Source organism: Paenibacillus lactis, from assembly GCF_017873605.1.
In the GTDB taxonomy this organism is placed as follows: Bacteria; Bacillota; Bacilli; order Paenibacillales; family Paenibacillaceae; genus Paenibacillus_AQ; species Paenibacillus_AQ lactis.
The window spans coordinates 1-17,818 of the sequence record NZ_JAGGKI010000021.1 but is presented as its reverse complement, the minus strand read 5'-3'; the positions used below and the strand labels follow the sequence as shown (position 1 = coordinate 17,818).

The following is a 17,818-nucleotide window of genomic DNA, read 5'->3' as shown; positions in this document are numbered from 1 at the left end:
TTCTCCGAAACTATTTAGGAGGTGTCAGGCTAAGTGGCAAAAACTTCGATGAAAGTTAAACAACAACGCACACCAAAGTTCAAAGTTCGGGCATACACCCGTTGTGAGCGTTGCGGTCGTCCACATTCGGTACTGCAGAAGTTTAAAATTTGCAGAATTTGTTTCCGTGAATTAGCTTATAAAGGCCAGATTCCTGGCGTGAAAAAAGCAAGCTGGTAAGAAGTTTATAACCGGGAAGGAGGTTTATCCTACATGACTATGTCCGATCCAATTGCAGATATGCTTACTCGTATTCGTAACGCGAACACTGTTCGTCACGAAACCGTAGAAATGCCTGCTTCGACGATTAAGAAACAAATCGCTGACATCTTGAAGCGTGAAGGCTTCATCCGTGATGCGGAGTTTGTTGAAGACAATAAACAAGGGATCATTCGTGTATTCCTGAAATATGGCTCCAACAACGAGCGCGTAATCACAGGTCTGAAAAGAATCAGCAAGCCAGGTCTCCGCGTATATACAAAGAGCAACGAAGTACCTCGTGTACTTGGTGGTTTGGGTATCGCGATCATCTCCACATCTAAGGGAGTTATGACCGACAAAGAAGCTCGTCAAGCCAAAGCCGGCGGAGAAGTTCTCTGCTACGTATGGTAATCAACGTCACAAGATAGGAGGTGCAATGAATGTCCCGTATTGGTCGTAAACCAATCGCTATCCCTAGCGGTGTCGAGGTTAAACTCGATAACAATGTAATTACGGTAAAAGGACCGAAAGGTACTTTGACTCGCGAGCTGCATAAAGACATGCAGATCTCTGTAGAAAACAACGAAATCAATGTTGTTCGTCCATCCGACAACAAACTGCATCGTTCTCTTCACGGCACGACCCGCAGCGTTGTCTCGAATATGGTCAACGGCGTAACTGAAGGATTCTCGAAAAACCTTGAGCTCGTCGGCGTCGGATACCGTGCAAGCAAATCCGGTGATAAAATCGTACTGAACGTGGGTTACTCCCACCCAGTTGAAATCACGCCGGAAGCAGGCATCGAGTTCGAAGTGGCTTCCAACACAAAAATTACGGTACGCGGTATCGATAAAGAGCGCGTAGGTGCATACGCTGCTAAGATTCGTTCCGTACGCGAGCCTGAGCCATACAAAGGCAAAGGGATTAAATACGAAGGTGAACGCATTATCCGTAAGGAAGGTAAGGCTGGTAAGAAGAAATAAGGTAGCTTAAGCGTTTGGCGATGGCCAAAGCCGATAGCTAACCTGTTCTTCCTTACTTACCCGATGCGTCTAAAAGTGAAGCTGTTAAGGCAAAACTGAAGGGAGTGAAAGGGAAGCATGATCACGAAACAAGACAAGAACAAAGCTCGCTTGAAGAGACACCTGCGTGTCCGCAAGAAAATTCAAGGAACTGCTGAGCGTCCTCGTCTGAATGTGTTCCGTTCTTCGAAACACATCTACGCTCAACTGATCGACGATGTTGCCGGCGTAACTTTGGCATCGGCTTCTACGCTTGATAAAGAATTGAGCAGCGACATCCAAAACGGCGGTAACGTAGAATCCGCTCGTAAGGTTGGCGAACTCGTTGCAAAACGTGCTGCGGAGAAAGGATACAAGTCTGTTGTATTCGACCGCGGAGGATACTTGTACCATGGACGTATTCAAGCTCTTGCAGAAGCAGCTCGCGAAGCAGGCCTTGAATTCTAAGATAACTTCAAAAGGAGGTAAACGACTTGCGTGTAGATCCTAACACTTTAGAACTGACTGAAAGAGTTGTAAATATTAACCGCGTTGCTAAGGTTGTTAAAGGCGGACGCCGTTTCAGCTTTAGTGCACTGGTAGTTGTCGGTGATGGCAAAGGTTGGGTAGGAGCAGGTATCGGTAAAGCAGGCGAAGTACCGGATGCAATCCGCAAAGGTATCGAAGATGCTAAGAAAAACCTGATCCACGTTCCACTCGTTGGAACTACCATTCCTCACCTTGTGCAAGGTCACTTCGGAGCAGGCAAAGTATTGTTGAAGCCGGCATCCGAAGGTACTGGGGTTATCGCCGGCGGTCCGGTTCGTGCCGTGCTCGAGCTGGCTGGCGTAGGCGACATTTTGACAAAATCTCTAGGTTCTTCGAACTCCATGAACATGGTCAATGCGACTTTGGAGGGCTTGTCCCGCCTGAAGCGTGCTGAAGATGTTGCCAAGCTTCGCGGCAAATCCGTCGAAGAGCTGTTGGGTTAAGGAGGGAATCTCATGGCTAAACTTGAAATCACCCTCGTACGCAGCGTGATTGGACGTCCAGAGGATCAGCGTGCAACCGTGAAGACACTCGGACTTCGTAAAATCAACCATTCCGTGGTTCAAAACGACAATCCTGCGATTCGCGGAATGATCAAGAAAGTAAATCACCTGGTTTCTGTTAAAGAAATCGAAGGTTAATCCCGGGATAGGGATCCCGGACATATTAAGGAGGTGCAACGAACGATGAAGTTACATGAGCTGAGCCCAGCACCTGGTTCCCGCAAAGAGCGCAAGCGCGTTGGCCGCGGTACGAGCAGCGGTACGGGTAAAACATCAGGTCGCGGTCACAAAGGACAAAACGCTCGTTCCGGCGGTGGTGTGCGTCCAGGCTTTGAAGGCGGACAGAACCCGTTGTATCGTCGTCTTCCAAAGCGTGGTTTCGTAAACCCGACCCGCAAAGAGTACGCGATTGTGAACATCGAAGAGCTTAACAGCTTTGCAGCAGGTACTGAAGTGACTCCAGAAGTTTTGGTTGAGAGCGGTATTGTTAACAATACGAAGAGCGGAATCAAAATTCTTGGCAACGGTGAAGTTACCGTTTCTTTGACTGTAAAAGCTAATAAGTTTTCTCAATCTGCGGTAGAGAAGATCGAGGCTGCCGGCGGTAAAACCGAGGTGATCTAATGGTTAAGACCCTGAAAAATATATGGCGTGTCGAGGACCTAAGGAAACGGATATTGTTCACACTGTTCGTTCTGATCATTTTCCGTCTCGGATCGTTTGTACCGGTACCCGGTGTCAATAAAGAAGTCTTTACGCAGACGAATCAAGCAGGAAACGAATTGTTTGGTCTCCTTAACACGTTCTCGGGGGGCGCACTGTCGCAGTTTTCGATCTTTGCCCTCTCGATATTTCCATATATTACGTCGTCCATTATCGTTCAGCTGTTATCGATGGACGTCATTCCGAAGTTTACGGAATGGAACAAACAAGGGGAACACGGTAAGAAGCAGTTGGCTCAGATTACCCGTTATGGTACGGTAATATTGGGTCTCATTCAGGCCTTCGGGATGTCGATCGGTTTCAACCGTTTATATGGCGCCGAAATGGTTCCTGGAGCAACGTTCGTGGATTATCTCGTCATTGCAATCGTGCTTACCGCGGGTACCGCATTCCTGATGTGGCTCGGTGAGCAGATTACCGAACGGGGAATCGGCAACGGAATTTCGATTATTATCTTTGCAGGTATTGCTGCTGGAATCCCGATGCATATCCGGACTCTGGTCGAATCGAACTTCATTCAGGATAACCAAATCTTCCTGAATACGCTGAAGGGTGTCATCATCCTTCTGATTCTGATTCTGATCATTACGGGTGTTGTATTCATCCAGCAAGGGATCCGCAAGATTCCTGTACAATACGCGAAGCGTGTTGTAGGCAATAAAATGTACGGTGGACAGAACACGCACATTCCATTAAAGATTAACGCTGCAGGGGTTATCCCGGTAATCTTCGCGATGTCGCTGCTCCAGTTCCCGGTCATCCTGGCCAGCTTCTGGGCGCATATGGATTGGGCAAAATGGGTTACCAAGAATCTGGCGTATGACAGCCCGCTTGGAATGGTCCTCTATGTTCTCATGATCATTGGTTTCACTTTCTTCTACACATTCGTGCAGATGAACCCGAACCAAATGGCGGATAACATGAAGAAGAACGGCGGTTACGTGCCAGGCATCCGTCCTGGTAAGGCAACCGAGAAGTATCTGACACGGGTGATGACCCGTCTGACCATGACAGGAGCTCTGTTCCTGGCCGTGATCTCTGTGCTTCCAGTGTTCTTCGGGGCGCTTGCAGGACTTCCACGTACGGTTCAGATCGGCGGAACCTCCTTGCTCATCGTTGTCGGTGTTGCACTGGATACGATGAAGCAAATTGAGAGCCAGCTGATCAAACGTCATTACAAAGGTTTTATCAATAAATAGGCGATAGGTTCCGGCGAGTAGGCTTTACTGCTTCCCGGCGCCTATTGTGTTGTTCTTGCTACTGGCAAGAGGAGGGAGTGACTTAAGTGAACATTTTATTCATGGGTCCTCCTGGGGCAGGAAAAGGAACGCAAGCAGAGCATATCGTGAATGAATTCGGTATCCCTCACATCTCGACCGGCGATGCATTTCGCCTCGCGATCAAGCAGGGCACTCCGGTTGGAGTGAAAGCGAAGGAGTACATCGATCAAGGCCTGCTGGTGCCTGATGATGTAACGATTGGTATCGTGGAAGAGCGATTGCAGCAGTCCGATTGCGAAAAAGGTTTCTTATTGGACGGTTTTCCAAGAACCCTTTCGCAAGCGGAAGCGCTGGATGACATTCTCTCCCGCATGAACACCAGTCTTGATCATGTCATCAACCTGAAAGTGGATCGGGATAAGCTTCTGGCCCGCCTTACAGGCCGCCGGATTTGCAAGTCTTGCGGTTCGACTTATCATGTGATCTTTAATCCTCCTAAACAGGAAGGCATTTGTGATAAATGCGGCGGCGAATTGTATCAGCGCTCCGACGATAACGAAGAGAGCGTCGGCATTCGCTTGGACGAATATATCAACAAAACAGCACCACTCCTCACGTTTTATGAGAACAAAGGTCTTTTGCGTCAAATCGATGGTGATCAGGAAATCGACGCGGTTTCCGCACAAATTGCGTCTTTACTGCGAGGTTAACGATAATGATCATTTGTAAATCCGAAGCGGAACTGAGCTTGATGAGAGAAGCAGGAAGAATTGTGGCGGAATGCCACAAGCTCCTTGCCGCTCATGTAGAACCGGGCATTACGACCGGGGAACTGGACCTTATGGCCGACAAGTTCATTCGAAGCCAAGGCGCTGTGCCATCTTTCAAAGGCTACAACGGATTTCCTTCCAGCATTTGCGCATCAGTCAATGAAGAATTGGTGCATGGATTTCCAGGCAAACGCAAATTAATCGAAGGCGATATCGTAACGTTTGATATTGGTGCGCAGTACGAGGGTTACCATGGTGACTCGGCATGGACCTACGGGGTCGGCGAAATTTCCGAAGAAGCCCAGCGTCTGCTGGACGTAACGGAAGGGTCGCTCTATGCCGGACTCGCGCTTGTCAAACCGGATGTCCGCTTGTTTACAATCTCTCACGCCATCCAGCGCTATATCGAGGATGCAGGCTTTTCTGTCGTCCGGGAATACGTCGGTCATGGTGTGGGTACAGAACTGCATGAGGATCCGCAAATTCCGAATTACGGCGTACCCGACCGGGGACCAAGGCTCAAGCCGGGCATGGTGCTTGCGATTGAACCGATGGTCAACGCCGGAAAACGGCATGTTAAGACGCTGGAAGACAACTGGACGGTAGTAACGGTCGATGGCTCTCTGTGCGCTCACTTCGAGCATACGGTAGCGGTGACGCCGGACGGTATGGAAATTTTGACGAAGCTGCCGGAATAGGTGATGAACTTGAACAAGGAAGTCACGATGCAAGTCGGCCAGATTGTTAAAGTGCTGAAGGGCAGAGATGCCGGACAGTATGCCGTTATCGTTTCGATGGAGGATTCCAGGTTCGCATGGATCGCGGATGGGGACAAACGGAAGTTTGACGGAGCGAAGAAGAAGAATATTCTTCATCTGGAGCCCCAGCCCTTCATTAGCAGTGAAGTTGTAAACAGTTTGCAAGAAAGCGGTCGGGTCACAAACGGAAAGCTGCGGTTTGCCGTAAGCCGGTTTGTATCCGATAAATCCAAGGCTGATCAGAAAGGAGACTAATTGTGGCTAAAGAAGATGTCATTGAAGTCGAAGGAACGGTTATTGAACCGTTGCCGAATGCTACCTTTAGAGTCGAGCTGGAGAATGGTCATCAAATTCTCGCTCATGTTTCCGGAAAGTTGCGGATGCACTTTATCCGTATTCTTACAGGAGACAAAGTGGTTGTTCAACTCTCGCCGTACGATTTGACCAAAGGTCGCATCACGTACCGTAAATAGATTTTCGGTTCCCCTGGGGAATCAAAGAGCTGCGAAGCGGTTTTACAGATGTAAAACTCAGCAGCGGCTACAAACGTCCGTTTAGTTACGAAGCTGGTTTTACAACGTAAAACTTGGAGGAGGTAATTAGCATGAAGGTAAGACCTTCTGTAAAGCCTATTTGCGAAAAATGCAAAGTCATTCGCCGCAAAGGGAACGTAATGGTTATCTGTGAAAATCCGAAGCACAAACAAAAACAAGGTTAAAGAAGGGGGTGTAGCGTAAAATGGCTCGTATAGCTGGTGTGGATTTGCCACGTGACAAACGCGTTGAGATCGCCTTGACTTACATTTTCGGAATCGGTAAAACGACTTCCCAGAAAGTTCTGAAGGAAACTGGCATCAATCCGGACACTCGTGTTCGTGATTTGACAGAAGATGAAGTCAGCAAATTGCGCGAAACGATCGACAAAATGGTTAAGGTAGAGGGTGACCTGCGTCGTGAAATTTCCTTAAATATTAAACGTCTTACGGAGATTGGCTGCTACCGCGGTATTCGTCACCGTCGCGGCTTGCCTGTTCGTGGACAACGTACAAAAACCAATGCTCGTACACGCAAAGGTCCTCGTCGTACCGTAGCGAACAAGAAGAAATAAGAAAGGGGGATAACAGACAATGGCTAAACCAAAAAAAGTCGTACGTACTAAACGTCGTGACCGCAAAAATATTGAAAGTGGCGTGGCTCATATCCGTTCCACGTTCAACAATACGATCGTAACGATTACGGATCCTCACGGAAACGCGATTTCTTGGGCAAGCTCCGGCGGCCTTGGATTTAAAGGCTCCCGTAAGTCGACCCCGTTCGCTGCGCAAATGGCTGCTGAAACAGCTGCCAAAGCGGCTATGGAGCACGGTATGAAATCGGTGGAAGTAATGGTTAAAGGTCCTGGCGCTGGTCGTGAAGCAGCGATTCGTTCCCTGCAAGCAGCTGGCCTTGAAGTCAACCTGATCAAAGACGTTACACCAATTCCGCATAACGGATGCCGCCCACCAAAACGTCGTCGCGTATAATGAAGTCATCCTGTTAGTGTGGTATAAAACTAGTGCAATCTGCTAAGAATGGTTGTTTAGGCATACTACTACATGGATTACTGGATAAGATGACAGTTTCATATAGGAGCGACGTTTGAAGGAGGGGTACTTGCGTGATTGAAATCGAAAAGCCGAAAATTGAGACCGTTGATGTCAATGAAGAAGGAACCTATGGGAAATTCGTAGTGGAACCGCTGGAGCGCGGTTACGGCACAACGCTGGGGAATTCACTTCGCCGCATTCTGCTGTCCTCGCTCCCGGGCGCTGCGGTTACATCGATTCAAATCGATGGCGTACTGCATGAATTTTCCACGATTCCGGGTGTCATGGAAGACGTGACCGAAATCATTCTGAACCTGAAAGCTTTGTCGCTCAAGATTCATTCCGACGAAGAAAAAGTGTTCGAGATTGATGCGGAGGGTGAAGGGGTTGTTACCGCTGGTGACATTCGCGCGGATAGCGATGTGGAGATTCTGAATCCGGATCTTCATATTGCAACGCTCGGCCCTGGTGCAAGACTTCATATGCGTATTTTTGCTAGTCGCGGTCGTGGCTATGTCCAGGCGGATCGGAACAAACGCGATGACCAGCCTATCGGCGTCATTCCCGTCGATTCGATCTATACTCCGATTAGCCGTGTTAATTACGGCGTGGAAAATACGCGTGTTGGTCAAGTAACCAACTACGACAAATTGACGCTTGAAATCTGGACGGATGGAAGCATTCGGCCGGAGGAGGCTGTAAGCCTCGGCGCCAAAATCTTGACGGAGCATCTGTTCCTCTTCGTGGGTCTGACTGACGAAGCGAAGGACGCAGAGATCATGGTTGAGAAGGAAGAAGACAAGAAAGAAAAAGTGCTTGAAATGACGATCGAGGAGCTGGATCTTTCCGTTCGTTCCTACAACTGCTTGAAGCGTGCCGGCATTAATACGGTACAAGAGCTGACCACGAAAACCGAAGAGGATATGATGAAAGTCCGGAACCTCGGACGCAAATCCTTGGAGGAAGTACAAGAGAAGCTCGAAGAGCTTGGCCTGGGACTTCGTACGGAAGATTAAGCTTTCAATCGGCTTAGCTTAGCAAAGGAGGGAATAACAGATGGCATACCAAAAGTTGGGCCGCGATTCCAGTGCGCGTAAAGCGTTGTTCCGTGACCTGGTAACCGACCTTTTCTTATATGAGCGCATTCAAACGACAGAAGCGAAAGCGAAAGAAGTTCGTTCGATCGCTGAGAAGCTGATCACGCGGGCAAAGAAGGGTGATCTTCATGCTCGTCGTCAAGTAGCTGCATTCGTACGTCGTGAGACGGTGGATGGCGAACAGGACGCAATTCAAAAACTGTTCTCCGAAATCGCACCTCGTTACGCAGAGCGTCCAGGCGGATACACTCGTATCCTGAAGCTGGGTCCTCGTCGTGGTGACGCAGCTCCAATGGTTTACTTGGAACTGGTGGATCGCGCGTAAGATTGTTTTCATGAAGTGACTGTAGTTATGTATGCCCGGCTCTACGCATGTTTATTCGCCCTGCGAATACGGGGTAGAGCCAGCAGGGGACGTGGTACGAGATCTAGTCGAGCATTCGATGGTTCGACTCGTCTCGACTGCCCCATGGGCAATGATAACGGGGACCTTCTAGTCATGCGGCTGACTCGAAGGGTTTTAGCCAAGCATGATGAAAAGGAGCTCCTTTGGGGCTCTTTTTTTGATCATCAAGAACGTCTACACCGCTCTGAAGGGGAATGGATCCGATCGGATGCCGGCACCTTAGCGTAATGGGGATCGTGTAGTAGACGGCAAGCATTACAGGAGGGCAGCATGCGGAATCTTCTGATGAAAGTCAGTTACGACGGTACCGATTATAACGGCTTTCAAACCCAGCCGGGTGGCCACACGATTCAGGATTATTTGGAGGAGGCTATTCACCGCTTATCCGGTGAGCAGTTGAAAATCACAGCATCGGGACGGACGGATGCCGGCGTGCATGCGCGCGGTCAGGTGTTTAATTTTTACACGGCTTCCCCAATCCCGCTGGAGCGTTGGTGCATGGCCTTAAATACCTGGCTGCCGGAAGATATCGTGGTCACGGAAGCGATGGAGGTGCCGGAGGATTTCCATTCCCGCCGCGCAGCCAAGCGTAAAACGTACCGCTATACGATCAATGCGAACCAGTTCCCTGATATTTTTAACCGCAGATACCAGATCCATCATTACGGGAAGCTGGATATCGAAGCCATGCGGCAGGGACTTTCTCATCTGATCGGGACGCATGATTACACGACGTTTGCATCACGCAAGTCGACGAAGCCGTCCCATGTACGTACGATATTCGACGCCTGGATCGAGACGGATACGTCGATGTGCCGACCGGGCACGAAAGATCAAGGAATCATTCATACGTATTTGACCGGCAACGGCTTCCTTCAGCATATGGTCCGGATTATTATGGGGACGCTGATCGAAGTGGGTGAAGGCAGACGCCATCCGGATGATATGCGGGTGATTCTGGAAGCCAAAAACCGGGCAGCAGCCGGGCCTACCGCCATGAGCAAAGGTCTGATGCTGTGGGAAGTGGAATATGATATCCCCTCGATAGCGGAGACTCCATCCATTCAAACGACCTGAACACGCTGTGCTTCAGTTAGTAGACGGGTGGGAGCCGCTGCAAGCGAGGCTCTCATACAGAGTGGCTAGAACGGTTCTTGACGTGTTTGGCGACTTGTTCGAGTAAAGCGGGAAGCATAACCTGGAAAGCCTAAAAAACACTTGCGTAAGCAGGTTGAATCCTGTATTATATTAGTTGTGTTTTCTTAACGGCTCTCCCACAGCCCCGGTTAAGAAGATGCCACAGAATGACGTAACACGAAGCTACAACATGAACATGCATTACACATGAACGAAGATAAATGATGATAATGAAATGATTTTCGGACGAATACAAGGAGGAACTATACATGCGTACCACCTATATGGCGAAGCCAAATGAAGTTGAGCGCAAATGGTACATCGTTGATGCCGAAGGCAAGACGCTTGGCCGTTTGGCAAGTGAAGTTGCGGCTCTGATCCGCGGCAAACATAAGCCTCAATTTACTCCACATGTTGACACAGGGGATTTCGTAATTGTTATCAATTCCGAGAAAATCCGCCTCACTGGCAAGAAGATGGAGAACAAGAAGTACTATCGTCACTCCCTGCATCCAGGTGGATTGAAAGTAACTGCAGCTCAAGACCTGATTGCAAAATTCCCGGAACGCGTGATCGAAAGCGCAGTTCACGGTATGCTTCCTAAAACTCGCATGGGCGAGAAAATGAAGCTGAGACTGAAAGCATATGCAGGCACAGCACATCCACATGAAGCACAAAAACCAGAAGTTTACGAACTTCGCGGTTAATTAAAAAGGAGGACAGTTTCATGGCTCAAGTACAATACTATGGGACAGGTCGTCGTAAGCACTCGGTAGCACGTGTACGCCTCGTACCGGGTGAAGGACGCATTGTCATCAATAAACGTGATATTAATGAATACTTCGGTTTGGAAACCCTCAAACTGATCGTTAAACAACCTTTGAATCTGACAGAAACAGCTGGTAAGTATGACGTGCTCGTTATCGCTCATGGCGGCGGTATTTCCGGTCAAGCCGGCGCGATCCGTCACGGCATCTCCCGTGCTCTTCTGAAAGCAGATCCGGAACTTCGCGGTTCGCTGAAGAAAGCTGGATTCCTGACTCGCGACCCTCGTATGAAAGAACGTAAGAAATACGGTCTTAAAGCAGCTCGTCGCGCACCTCAGTTCTCCAAGCGTTAATTTACAGCATCCAAGAGTCCTTGGCCAATTATGGTCAAGGGCTTTTTTGCGTTTGGGGATAAGTGCCGGCAATGATGGAAACCATAAGCCGTTTATGCACAGCGGATTCAGCGTATCAAGAGAATCAGGAGGAAATTCCGCATCAAATAAAAGGCCCTTATGCACAATATGTGCACAGCCTGTGAAAAAACGCTGGTGTTGTCTATGACAAATGATATAGCCCCACTTGACTCCATATGTAAATAGCGTTATATTATTTATTGTCGTTTAATTAACAACTTAAATAATTAATATTTAATCATTAATTAGATAAGTAATTGGAAAGGAGGATACGGATGGATCGGAACGAAGAGCTTTTTCAGGTGTCGTCCATGTTCCGTGCCCTGCTCAAGAACATTTCGCAGGATTGGAACAAGACGAGTGCGGGGAAATACAATTTAACCTTTCCGCAATTTCAAGTCCTGTACGTATTGAAGATGCGGGGCCCGCAGAAAGTTTCCGAGCTTGCGGAAGCTCTGTCGCTGACGCCGCCGGCGATTACGGGGCTGACGGACAAATTATTCGCCGAAGGGTATGTTCAGAAGGAGCGCGCAGAGGATGACCGCCGAGTCGTCAATATTACGATTCTGGATGCGGGCTTGGAGATGATACAGAAGGTCAAGCGCGACCAGAAAGAAATGATACAGGGCTTCTTCGACGTACTGTCCGAAGAAGATATACAGCATTTGAAACGGATTTTCTCATTAATGCTGTCCAATATAGACCAACACAAGGGGTAGGGGTGGAAAAAGAATATGGAGCACTTAACGCTTAAACGCAAAATATCCATCATGATCGCAATCATGGCCGCGATGTTTTTCGCTGCAATCAACCAGACGATTACAAGCACGGCGATGCCGCGCATTATCGCGATCTTGGATGGAATGGATTATTATACGTGGACGATTAACATCTACTTATTAACCTCCACGATTGCGACCATTCTGGTCGGTAAGCTGTCCGACATGTTCGGACGGAAGCCGTTTATACTTATTGGGATATTGTTTTTCATGCTGGGTGCCTTTTTAACGGGTACCTCGACGGATGTGTACCAATTTATCATTTACCGTGGTATTCAGGGTATCGGTGCAGGCATTATCCAGTCTACGGCATTCACGGCGGTCGGCGACTTGTTCGCACCGCGTGAACGGGGCAAATGGATGGGGCTGATGACGGCTGTATTCGGATTTTCGAGCGTGCTCGGGCCGACGCTAGGCGGTTATCTGGTCGACCATATCGAATGGCGCTGGCTGTTCTGGATTTTCCTCCCGCTGGGCATTGTTGCTTTCATCATGATATTGTCGCTGTTTCCGAAGGTGGATCGCAAGAAGGGGCAGTCGATCGACTATTTGGGCTCCTTGTTCCTGACAACATCGATCGTTCCGCTGCTGCTGGCTTTCTCTTGGGCAGGGACCGAATATCCATGGGGATCGTCGCAGATCATCGGATTAATCGCGGCTTCCATCGTATCGGCTATCATCTTTATCCTTATTGAGATGAAAGTGAAGGAGCCGATCCTTCCGCTTAGCCTGTTTAAGAACAGCGTCGTGACCATTTCCAATCTGATCGGATTCATTATGAACTTCGGTTTGATGGGAGCCATGATTTATATTTCCTTCTATGTGCAAGGCGTGCTGGGGATATCGCCGACCTATGCAGGTTATGTGACCATTCCGATGTCCGTCTTCATGATGGGCATGAGCGCCGTCGTCGGCCAGCTGATCGCCAAGAGCGGCAAGTACAAGCGCTATGCGCTGATCGGTGTGCCGATTATGATCGTCGGTATGGGAATCATGGTAGTTATGGATAACCTCTGGCTGACGGTCATCAGTACGATTATCTTCGGCCTCGGCCTTGGGCTCGGTATGCCGGTCTTCTCCTTGGCAACGCAAAACGCAGTTCCTCACAAGGAGCTTGGCGTGGTGACGGCTTCCTCCCAATTGTTCCGTAACCTGGGGGGGACCATCGGGATCGCGGTTATGGGTACGGTCATGTCCAACAGCTTGACCAAAAACCTGAAGGAGGCGCTGCAATCGCCGCAGGCCCCTGATTTCAGCTCGCTTGATCCGCAGATGGCGCAGCAAATGCTGTCTTTTGCGAATCCGCAGACGCTGATGAACAAACCGTTGATTGAGCAGACGCAAGCGAATCTTCCTGCCGATGTACAGCCGCTCTTCATGCAGATGATCGACAGCATCCGCGATGCGCTGGGCAACACGCTGTCCATGGTATTCCTGACAGGAGCCCTCGTGCTTGTCATTGCGCTCTTGCTGGTGTTCTTCTTGAAGGAAGTGCCGCTGCGTACCAGCAACCAAGGACCTGCTCCTCAGCAGGGCGACAAGCCGTCCGCAGACGGCCTTGGAAAAACGAATATCAAAGCTGCCGAGCCATCTTTGGCAGCGGATTAAGCCGTCACTCTTCGAGCATATGGAACCTCCAAATGTTCAATAAAGACCCGATGAAAATCCTTTCTTGCGTATGCAGGGAAGGATTTTTTTGGCTTCGTGCGGATGATGATTTGAGGTTGACATTTATTAGGAATGTTTTATACTGAAGGTAATTCATATTATTTCAGTAGGAATATCGGGTTTAAATCGGGGGAGGCATCCAAAACATGAATTTGCTGGAGAAAGAAGATTTGATCAAGGTGCAGGCGGAAGAGCTTGAGCACAAGTCCGCCGAGGAAGTTATCGAATATGCGATCCGCACGTTTCCGAACATCACCTTTGCGTGCAGCTTCGGTGCGGAAGACGTCGTATTGGTTGATATGATTCAGAAGATCAGCCCGTCCACGGATATTTTTTATCTGGATACCGATTTTCACTTTAAGGAAACGTACGAGACTCGCGACCGGTTAGCCGAGCGGTACGGCTTGGAATTTGTCCGGGTATCTCCGCTTATTACGCCGGAGGAGCAGGCCGCTCAGCATGGCGAGGCTCTATGGAGCGTGAATCCGAACCAATGCTGCAACATTCGTAAGGTTGAGCCGTTAACCCGCATTTTGTCTCAATATGAAGCCTGGATTACCGGGATCCGCAGAGACCAAGCGCCTACCCGGGCGAATGCCAAGAAGATCGAATACGATACGAAATTCGGACTTGTCAAATTTAATCCGATCGCCGGTTGGACCAGTGAAGACGTATGGAACTATATCCGCGCGAATGATGTGATTTATAACCCGCTGCATGATCAGAACTATCCGAGCATCGGATGCGAATATTGCACGAGACAAGTGATGCCTGGCGAAGATCCGCGTGCAGGACGCTGGTCCGGCCATGAGAAAACTGAGTGCGGACTTCATAAATAATCCGATCCACATACCCAATCGATGGGAGTCACAAGAGGAGGAATCATTCATGACAGCAATACTCCCCCATGGCGGAACGCTGGTGCAGCGGGTCGTCCAAGGAGAAGAACGCGAAGCTTTATTGAAGCAGGCAGGCACTTTTCAAGCAATTCGGGTCAATGCCTGGACGATCTCGGATCTGGATCTGATCGGCGTAGGGGCCTTCTCGCCGTTGCAAGGATTTCTGAATGAGCAGGACTATAACGCTGTCGTTTCTTCCATGCGGCTCTCCGACGGAACCGTATGGAGCATTCCGATTACGCTTGCGGTGAATGAGGAGACGGCAGCCAAGCTTGAGGTTGGCCGGAAGGCAGCGCTGGTCGGAGAAGAAGACGGCGTTATTTACGGCGTTATTGATGTGGAGAGCATTTATCAGGTTGATCAGAAGCTGGAGGCTGTTCAAGTATTTAAGACGGACGATCCGGAGCATCCCGGCGTTAAAAAGCTGTTTGAGCGCCCATCTACCTATGTAGGCGGGCCGATCCAGGTGCTGAATCGTCCGCAGCCGGAGCGTTTTCGCGAGTTTTATTTCGACCCATCCGAGACGAGAAAGGCTTTCCGGGACAAAGGATGGAACACCGTTGTCGGTTTCCAGACACGCAACCCGGTTCACCGCGCGCATGAGTACATTCAGAAGAGCGCTATGGAAATCGTGGATGCCTTATTCCTGAATCCGCTGGTCGGGGAGACCAAATCGGACGATGTGCCGGCTGATGTGCGGATGAAGAGCTATTTAACCTTGCTGAAGCATTACTATCCGGAGGATCGGACCTTCCTTGGGGTATTTCCTGCCGCCATGCGCTATGCGGGCCCAAGGGAAGCGATCTTTCATGCCATGGTTCGGAAAAACTACGGCTGCACGCATTTCATCGTAGGCCGGGATCATGCCGGCGTAGGCGACTATTACGGCACGTATGAGGCCCAGGAAATCTTCAAGAACTTCACGGCGGAGGAGCTCGGCATTACGCCGCTGTTCTTCGAGCACAGCTTCTTCTGCAAGACTTGCGGCAATATGGCTTCGAGCAAAACCTGCCCGCATCCGAAGGAGGACCACTTGACCTTGTCGGGTACGAAGGTTCGCGGTCTGCTGCGGGACGGCGTTTGCCCGCCGCCTGAATTTACGCGTCCAGAGGTTGCTCAGGTGCTGATTGAGGGTATGAAGGAGCGGGTCTCCGTTTAGTCTGAGGTCATAAATAACCACCTTGTCCCATATGATGGAGTTAGTACAACTCATGGGACGAGGTGGTTTTGTTATGTCCAGGCGGAGTTCGGACAAGGTGACGTTGTGGGTATCGTGGAAGAGAATCAAGCAATCGATAATAGGGGCCGGCCTGCTTGCATTAATTTTGATCGTCGTTACGTATGAGGTTCCATCTGCGAACACCTCCAACACCTGGAGTCTGCCGCTGGCGGGCAAAGTGATCGCGCTCGACGCGGGGCACGGCGGGCCTGACGGCGGGGCTGTCAGCCGCCAAGGGGTGATCGAGAAGGATGTAAACTTAGCCATCACGCTGTATTTACGCGATTATTTGCAGCAGGCCGGAGCGCTGGTGGTGATGACGAGGGAAGGAGATTATGATCTTGCCTCGGAATCGACCAAGGGCTATTCCAAGCGGAAGACCGAGGATCTGAAGCAGCGGGTGCGTAAGATCGAGGACAGCCGGGCAGATCTATTCATCAGCCTGCATCTGAACAGCATTCCTTCCAATCGTTGGAGAGGGGCGCAGACCTTCTTCCCTCCGAACAATGAGGAGAGCAGAAAGCTTGCCGAATTGATCCAGAGCGAAATCCGCCACAACCTCCAGAATACACAGCGGCTGGCGAAGACGGAAGACACCATATATCTGCTTAAGGCTCTACAGATGCCGTCTGCCCTGGTCGAGGTGGGATTCTTGTCCCACCCGGAGGAATCCGACTTGCTCCGGGACGAGAAATACCAACGGAAAGTGGCTGCAGCCGTCTATAACGGTATTTTGCGTTATACCGCTGGAGAGTCCCCGTCCGAGTCGTCACAAGCTGCAGAGTAATGGTATAATAGACATGTTATCGAAGCAATGTCTATTCCATTACATAGAGCAGAGGTGCTTATCATGCTGACTAGAGAACAGGTACAGGAGATACTCCAGCCGCTGACCGATCCCGAAACCGGGAAGAGTCTGATGGAGCTTCAGCGTATTCGGGATATCGTGGTCAAAGAACGGACAGTCCGTCTATCCGTAACCTATAGCAGCGAAGATGTACGCGCTTCCTTAGAGGCGCAAATCCGGGAGCTTCTGGAGGCGATGGGGGCGGAGGATATCCATATCCGGATGCGGCCGCTGGAACAAGGCGGGGGCGAAGCGGCCCGAAATCAGGAGCCGAGCGACCAGGAGAAGCTGACGAAGGGCCATGCCGCAGGTATGGAGAACCATGAGTTATTGAGCGAGGAATCGGGCGTTACTTTCATTGCTGTAGCGAGCGGCAAGGGCGGTGTCGGCAAATCGACGGTGACCGTCAACCTGGCTGCGGCGCTGGCGCGCCAAGGCAAAAAGGTCGGGCTCATTGATGCGGACATTTACGGCTTCAGCGTACCGGATATGATGGGCATCGAAATCGGGCCAACCGTTTCCGATGACGGTGTCATTCATCCCGTAGAACGTTTCGGCGTTAAAGTGATGTCCATGGGCTTCTTCATCCGTGAGAACAGCCCCGTGATTTGGCGCGGTCCGATGCTTGGCAAGATGCTGCGCCAGTTTTTCAGCGATGTGGCTTGGGGGGAGCTGGACTACATGCTTCTTGATCTTCCGCCGGGAACGGGGGATATCGCCCTGGACGTGCATCAGATGATCCCGCAGAGCAAGGAGATCATCGTTACGACTCCGCATGCTACGGCGGCATTTGTCGCCGCAAGAGCGGGGGCAATGGCGATCCAGACCGAGCATGAGATATTGGGCGTTGTAGAGAATATGGCGTACTATGCCTGCTCCCATTGCGGCGAGAAGGATTATGTATTCGGGCGCGGCGGCGGCGGGAAGCTTGCCGAGACGCTCCACACAGAGCTGCTGGCGCAGCTGCCGCTCGGCGGGCCGGATAACCATCCGTCCGAGCCTGATTTCTCTCCTTCGGTGTATAAGCCCGGCACCGAGAGTGCCGCGATATATGATGAGGTTGCGGCCAAGATTGTGGATAAGTGCGAGAGCAACCGTTAATAAGCGATAGCGAAACAAAACAAGCTCCCTGATGGGAGCTTGTCAGATTGTCGAGAAACCCTGTCCTTTTAAAGGATCAGGGTTTCTCTGTATTTCCAAAGTAACTAAGTTAAGAAAAATATGAGGGGGCTACCCC

At 50.2% G+C, this 17,818-nt stretch carries 26 protein-coding genes; all 26 read left to right on the top strand.

Going from position 1 to position 17,818, the window contains the following annotated elements; translation table 11 throughout:
• Positions 1–33 precede the first annotated feature (33 nt).
• The 26 genes from J2Z18_RS25880 to salA all read left to right on the top strand — a co-directional run bounded on the left by J2Z18_RS25880 (position 34) and on the right by salA (position 17,682).
• Positions 34–219 carry a type Z 30S ribosomal protein S14 gene (locus tag J2Z18_RS25880; RefSeq protein ID WP_013312154.1) on the top strand — a complete coding sequence of 62 codons (186 nt, stop codon included), beginning with the start codon at positions 34–36 and terminating at the stop codon, positions 217–219.
• Between the two features lie 33 nt (positions 220–252).
• A complete protein-coding gene (rpsH, locus tag J2Z18_RS25875; protein ID WP_007132557.1) occupies positions 253–651 on the top strand; it encodes a 30S ribosomal protein S8 in 399 nt (132 codons plus the stop codon).
• A 29-nt stretch (positions 652–680) separates the two neighbouring features.
• On the top strand, positions 681–1,223 hold the full coding sequence (gene rplF, locus J2Z18_RS25870; protein WP_007132556.1) for a 50S ribosomal protein L6: 543 nt from the start codon (positions 681–683) through the stop codon (positions 1,221–1,223).
• A gap of 117 nt (positions 1,224–1,340) precedes the next feature.
• The gene (gene rplR, locus J2Z18_RS25865) at positions 1,341–1,709 is read left to right on the top strand and encodes a 50S ribosomal protein L18 (RefSeq protein ID WP_007132555.1); all 369 of its coding nucleotides are present in this window, start codon (positions 1,341–1,343) and stop codon (positions 1,707–1,709) included.
• Positions 1,710–1,735: 26 nt separating this feature from the next.
• Entirely contained in the window at positions 1,736–2,233 is a 498-nt protein-coding gene (gene rpsE / locus J2Z18_RS25860) for a 30S ribosomal protein S5 (RefSeq protein WP_007132554.1), read from the top strand.
• A 12-nt stretch (positions 2,234–2,245) separates the two neighbouring features.
• Positions 2,246–2,431: a 50S ribosomal protein L30 gene (gene rpmD / locus J2Z18_RS25855; protein ID WP_007132553.1), complete on the top strand. Its 186-nt coding sequence runs from the start codon at positions 2,246–2,248 to the stop codon at positions 2,429–2,431.
• Between the two features lie 45 nt (positions 2,432–2,476).
• Positions 2,477–2,917: a 50S ribosomal protein L15 gene (rplO, locus tag J2Z18_RS25850; protein ID WP_007132552.1), complete on the top strand. Its 441-nt coding sequence runs from the start codon at positions 2,477–2,479 to the stop codon at positions 2,915–2,917.
• Positions 2,917–4,215 carry a preprotein translocase subunit SecY gene (gene secY, locus J2Z18_RS25845; RefSeq protein ID WP_007132551.1) on the top strand — a complete coding sequence of 433 codons (1,299 nt, stop codon included), beginning with the start codon at positions 2,917–2,919 and terminating at the stop codon, positions 4,213–4,215. The genes rplO and secY overlap by 1 nt, the downstream gene beginning before the upstream one ends.
• 86 nt (positions 4,216–4,301) lie before the next feature.
• Positions 4,302–4,946, top strand: a complete 645-nt coding sequence (locus J2Z18_RS25840) for an adenylate kinase (RefSeq protein WP_007132550.1) — start codon at positions 4,302–4,304, stop codon at positions 4,944–4,946.
• A 5-nt stretch (positions 4,947–4,951) separates the two neighbouring features.
• Positions 4,952–5,704, top strand: coding sequence for a type I methionyl aminopeptidase (map, locus tag J2Z18_RS25835; protein WP_028406461.1), 753 nt, complete (start codon positions 4,952–4,954; stop codon positions 5,702–5,704).
• A gap of 9 nt (positions 5,705–5,713) precedes the next feature.
• Positions 5,714–6,019: a KOW domain-containing RNA-binding protein gene (locus J2Z18_RS25830; RefSeq protein ID WP_210095564.1), complete on the top strand. Its 306-nt coding sequence runs from the start codon at positions 5,714–5,716 to the stop codon at positions 6,017–6,019.
• Positions 6,020–6,021: 2 nt separating this feature from the next.
• On the top strand, positions 6,022–6,237 hold the full coding sequence (gene infA / locus J2Z18_RS25825; protein ID WP_007132547.1) for a translation initiation factor IF-1: 216 nt from the start codon (positions 6,022–6,024) through the stop codon (positions 6,235–6,237).
• Between the two features lie 131 nt (positions 6,238–6,368).
• Positions 6,369–6,482 carry a 50S ribosomal protein L36 gene (rpmJ, locus tag J2Z18_RS25820; RefSeq protein WP_003333770.1) on the top strand — a complete coding sequence of 38 codons (114 nt, stop codon included), beginning with the start codon at positions 6,369–6,371 and terminating at the stop codon, positions 6,480–6,482.
• Positions 6,483–6,502: 20 nt separating this feature from the next.
• The gene (gene rpsM / locus J2Z18_RS25815; protein ID WP_007132546.1) at positions 6,503–6,871 is read left to right on the top strand and encodes a 30S ribosomal protein S13; all 369 of its coding nucleotides are present in this window, start codon (positions 6,503–6,505) and stop codon (positions 6,869–6,871) included.
• A 19-nt stretch (positions 6,872–6,890) separates the two neighbouring features.
• Positions 6,891–7,286, top strand: a complete 396-nt coding sequence (rpsK, locus tag J2Z18_RS25810; protein WP_007132545.1) for a 30S ribosomal protein S11 — start codon at positions 6,891–6,893, stop codon at positions 7,284–7,286.
• Between the two features lie 134 nt (positions 7,287–7,420).
• Positions 7,421–8,365 (top strand): DNA-directed RNA polymerase subunit alpha, encoded by a 945-nt coding sequence (locus J2Z18_RS25805; RefSeq protein WP_007132544.1) that lies wholly within the window; start codon positions 7,421–7,423, stop codon positions 8,363–8,365.
• Between the two features lie 40 nt (positions 8,366–8,405).
• Positions 8,406–8,771 (top strand): 50S ribosomal protein L17, encoded by a 366-nt coding sequence (gene rplQ / locus J2Z18_RS25800; RefSeq protein ID WP_007132543.1) that lies wholly within the window; start codon positions 8,406–8,408, stop codon positions 8,769–8,771.
• A gap of 351 nt (positions 8,772–9,122) precedes the next feature.
• Positions 9,123–9,929 carry a tRNA pseudouridine(38-40) synthase TruA gene (truA, locus tag J2Z18_RS25795; RefSeq protein WP_007132542.1) on the top strand — a complete coding sequence of 269 codons (807 nt, stop codon included), beginning with the start codon at positions 9,123–9,125 and terminating at the stop codon, positions 9,927–9,929.
• 329 nt (positions 9,930–10,258) lie between these two features.
• Positions 10,259–10,696, top strand: a complete 438-nt coding sequence (rplM, locus tag J2Z18_RS25790; protein ID WP_007132541.1) for a 50S ribosomal protein L13 — start codon at positions 10,259–10,261, stop codon at positions 10,694–10,696.
• A 20-nt stretch (positions 10,697–10,716) separates the two neighbouring features.
• Positions 10,717–11,109 carry a 30S ribosomal protein S9 gene (gene rpsI / locus J2Z18_RS25785; RefSeq protein ID WP_007132540.1) on the top strand — a complete coding sequence of 131 codons (393 nt, stop codon included), beginning with the start codon at positions 10,717–10,719 and terminating at the stop codon, positions 11,107–11,109.
• Positions 11,110–11,444: 335 nt separating this feature from the next.
• Entirely contained in the window at positions 11,445–11,888 is a 444-nt protein-coding gene (locus tag J2Z18_RS25780; RefSeq protein ID WP_144870398.1) for a MarR family winged helix-turn-helix transcriptional regulator, read from the top strand.
• A gap of 15 nt (positions 11,889–11,903) precedes the next feature.
• A complete protein-coding gene (locus tag J2Z18_RS25775) occupies positions 11,904–13,556 on the top strand; it encodes an MDR family MFS transporter (protein WP_007132538.1) in 1,653 nt (550 codons plus the stop codon).
• A 206-nt stretch (positions 13,557–13,762) separates the two neighbouring features.
• Entirely contained in the window at positions 13,763–14,455 is a 693-nt protein-coding gene (locus tag J2Z18_RS25770; RefSeq protein ID WP_007132537.1) for a phosphoadenylyl-sulfate reductase, read from the top strand.
• Between the two features lie 49 nt (positions 14,456–14,504).
• Entirely contained in the window at positions 14,505–15,674 is a 1,170-nt protein-coding gene (gene sat, locus J2Z18_RS25765; RefSeq protein WP_007132536.1) for a sulfate adenylyltransferase, read from the top strand.
• 73 nt (positions 15,675–15,747) lie between these two features.
• On the top strand, positions 15,748–16,521 hold the full coding sequence (cwlD, locus tag J2Z18_RS25760) for an N-acetylmuramoyl-L-alanine amidase CwlD (RefSeq protein WP_007132535.1): 774 nt from the start codon (positions 15,748–15,750) through the stop codon (positions 16,519–16,521).
• Positions 16,522–16,584: 63 nt separating this feature from the next.
• Positions 16,585–17,682, top strand: a complete 1,098-nt coding sequence (gene salA, locus J2Z18_RS25755; RefSeq protein WP_007132534.1) for an iron-sulfur carrier protein/transcriptional regulator SalA — start codon at positions 16,585–16,587, stop codon at positions 17,680–17,682.
• Positions 17,683–17,818 lie beyond the last annotated feature (136 nt).

What these genes read in the sequence shown, in the direction of transcription:
- rpsH (WP_007132557.1), top strand. Translation starts at nt 253, where the DNA reads ATGACTATGTCCGATCCAATTGCAGATATGCTTACTCGTATTCGTAAC.
- rplF (WP_007132556.1), top strand. Translation starts at nt 681, where the DNA reads ATGTCCCGTATTGGTCGTAAACCAATCGCTATCCCTAGCGGTGTCGAG.
- rplR (WP_007132555.1), top strand. Translation starts at nt 1,341, where the DNA reads ATGATCACGAAACAAGACAAGAACAAAGCTCGCTTGAAGAGACACCTG.
- rpmD (WP_007132553.1), top strand. Translation starts at nt 2,246, where the DNA reads ATGGCTAAACTTGAAATCACCCTCGTACGCAGCGTGATTGGACGTCCA.
- rplO (WP_007132552.1), top strand. Translation starts at nt 2,477, where the DNA reads ATGAAGTTACATGAGCTGAGCCCAGCACCTGGTTCCCGCAAAGAGCGC.
- secY (WP_007132551.1), top strand. Translation starts at nt 2,917, where the DNA reads ATGGTTAAGACCCTGAAAAATATATGGCGTGTCGAGGACCTAAGGAAA.
- map (WP_028406461.1), top strand. Translation starts at nt 4,952, where the DNA reads ATGATCATTTGTAAATCCGAAGCGGAACTGAGCTTGATGAGAGAAGCA.
- rpmJ (WP_003333770.1), top strand. Translation starts at nt 6,369, where the DNA reads ATGAAGGTAAGACCTTCTGTAAAGCCTATTTGCGAAAAATGCAAAGTC.
- rpsM (WP_007132546.1), top strand. Translation starts at nt 6,503, where the DNA reads ATGGCTCGTATAGCTGGTGTGGATTTGCCACGTGACAAACGCGTTGAG.
- rpsK (WP_007132545.1), top strand. Translation starts at nt 6,891, where the DNA reads ATGGCTAAACCAAAAAAAGTCGTACGTACTAAACGTCGTGACCGCAAA.
- rplQ (WP_007132543.1), top strand. Translation starts at nt 8,406, where the DNA reads ATGGCATACCAAAAGTTGGGCCGCGATTCCAGTGCGCGTAAAGCGTTG.
- truA (WP_007132542.1), top strand. Translation starts at nt 9,123, where the DNA reads ATGCGGAATCTTCTGATGAAAGTCAGTTACGACGGTACCGATTATAAC.
- rplM (WP_007132541.1), top strand. Translation starts at nt 10,259, where the DNA reads ATGCGTACCACCTATATGGCGAAGCCAAATGAAGTTGAGCGCAAATGG.
- rpsI (WP_007132540.1), top strand. Translation starts at nt 10,717, where the DNA reads ATGGCTCAAGTACAATACTATGGGACAGGTCGTCGTAAGCACTCGGTA.
- J2Z18_RS25780 (WP_144870398.1), top strand. Translation starts at nt 11,445, where the DNA reads ATGGATCGGAACGAAGAGCTTTTTCAGGTGTCGTCCATGTTCCGTGCC.
- J2Z18_RS25775 (WP_007132538.1), top strand. Translation starts at nt 11,904, where the DNA reads ATGGAGCACTTAACGCTTAAACGCAAAATATCCATCATGATCGCAATC.
- J2Z18_RS25770 (WP_007132537.1), top strand. Translation starts at nt 13,763, where the DNA reads ATGAATTTGCTGGAGAAAGAAGATTTGATCAAGGTGCAGGCGGAAGAG.
- sat (WP_007132536.1), top strand. Translation starts at nt 14,505, where the DNA reads ATGACAGCAATACTCCCCCATGGCGGAACGCTGGTGCAGCGGGTCGTC.
- cwlD (WP_007132535.1), top strand. Translation starts at nt 15,748, where the DNA reads ATGTCCAGGCGGAGTTCGGACAAGGTGACGTTGTGGGTATCGTGGAAG.
- salA (WP_007132534.1), top strand. Translation starts at nt 16,585, where the DNA reads ATGCTGACTAGAGAACAGGTACAGGAGATACTCCAGCCGCTGACCGAT.